The organism is Sphingomonas sp. PP-CE-1A-559, from assembly GCF_004340965.1.
Taxonomy (GTDB): Bacteria; Pseudomonadota; Alphaproteobacteria; order Sphingomonadales; family Sphingomonadaceae; genus Sphingomonas.
This window is the reverse complement of the sequence record NZ_SLYA01000032.1, coordinates 1-1,489: the sequence shown is the minus strand read 5'-3', so window position 1 is coordinate 1,489 and position 1,489 is coordinate 1. Positions and strand designations below refer to the sequence as shown.

The 1,489-nt window shown below is 63.0% G+C and carries 2 protein-coding genes; both read right to left on the bottom strand.

Annotated elements, in window-relative coordinates; genetic code table 11:
• The coding region (locus C8J42_RS20400; RefSeq protein WP_207897201.1) for a hypothetical protein at positions 1–201 on the bottom strand (201 nt) is incomplete at its 3' end.
• Positions 202–324: 123 nt separating this feature from the next.
• On the bottom strand, positions 325–1,371 hold the full coding sequence (locus tag C8J42_RS19930; protein WP_056059438.1) for an IS110 family transposase: 1,047 nt from the start codon (positions 1,369–1,371) through the stop codon (positions 325–327).
• Between the last annotated feature and the right edge of the window lie 118 nt (positions 1,372–1,489).

Below are 1,489 nucleotides of genomic sequence, written 5' to 3'. Positions count from 1 at the left end.
CTTCTCTATCGCGGCCTGAGTCAACAGGCGCAGACCACTCTCCGCCGCCGCGAGTGCGCCGGTTTGAGGAATTGGTAGGCGACGAAAATACAAATACTGTTTTTCTACCGGGCTTGAGATCGCCACACGGGGTTCGTGCTTCTCTCCGGGGTCGGCACGTAGCCGCCCCATGATGGGGTAAGAGAAAGCGGTGTGGATCAATCTTTTGGACGCCCTTGTCGCTGGCGACAGGGCTGCGGACGCTACGATCTCACACCACCTTCGTCCCCGTGAGGACCTCTTCCTGCCGAGGCAGAACCGTGAAAGCTCCTTTCTGAGATCGTATCAGGCGACCGCGATCGCGGTGCCGGGTTCGCTTCCCCAGCGGAAGTCGGTGCCGTCCGTCCACATGCGGTGGAGGACGACGGCCAGGCGGCGCGCAACGGCAACAATGGCGCGCCGCATACCCCGGCGCTGGGCGACCTTCATCCCCCAGGCCTTAAGCCACGACCAATGCCGGCTCTGGGTCATCAGAATCTGCGCCGCTTCGTACAGCATCGTTCGCAGCATGGTGTCGCCGGACTTGGAGATGCCGCCGTCATAGTCGACCTCGCCCGACTGATGTCGCCGGGGCGTCAACCCGAGATGGGCGCCGACCGCTCTGGAATGAACGAAGCGCTGAGGTTGGTCGATCGAGGCACGGTAGGTGAGAGCCACCACCGGGCCGACGCCGGGCGCGGTCATCAACCGTTTGCAGACCGGATCATGCCGGACCGTGTCGAGCAGCATCTTGTGGAGGGTGGCCAGTTGCTGGCGCATCACCCGCCGCACCGTCAGCAACGGCTCGACGATCACCGCCAGTCTCGGAAAGCTCTCGACCAGCTGACGAATCCGGGCCTCGTAACCGATCGTACTGACGACACCGACCTTGAGGCCGAAGTTGCGCAACGTGCCGCGCATGTCGGACTCGATGTCGATCAGCTTGCGCTGCACCAGCTTGCGGCTGGTCAGCAGCATCCGCTGTTCCTGCGCGGCCAGCGTCTTCACGTGCACCGGCTTGAACAGGCCGACCCGCATCATCTGGGCGATCCCGCGGGCATCGTTGCGATCGGATTTGTTGATCTGCTGCGCCTGCAACAGCGCCTTCATGTGGCGGGTCTCGACGCAGATAACCGGCAGCCCCGCCTCGCTAAGGCCATTGACCAACCACTGCGACAGCGGCCCGGCCTCGATCCCGACCCGAACATAATCGCCACCGACCGACGTCAACAGCACGGCAATGTCATCGGGTTCGGTCGGTACCTTGCGCTCGCACACCACCTTGCCCGCATCGTCTACCACGCACACCGACGTCTCCTTCACCGAGACGTCCAGACCCACGAAATGCGTCATCGCTCTCACTCCTTCCCTCGATGCACGAGGTCAGGTCGACCCCGATCCAGGCATCGTACGTGAAGGGGCTGCAAATCTCATCTGCTGTCGAAATGCAGCCGCCGCGATACACCATCTT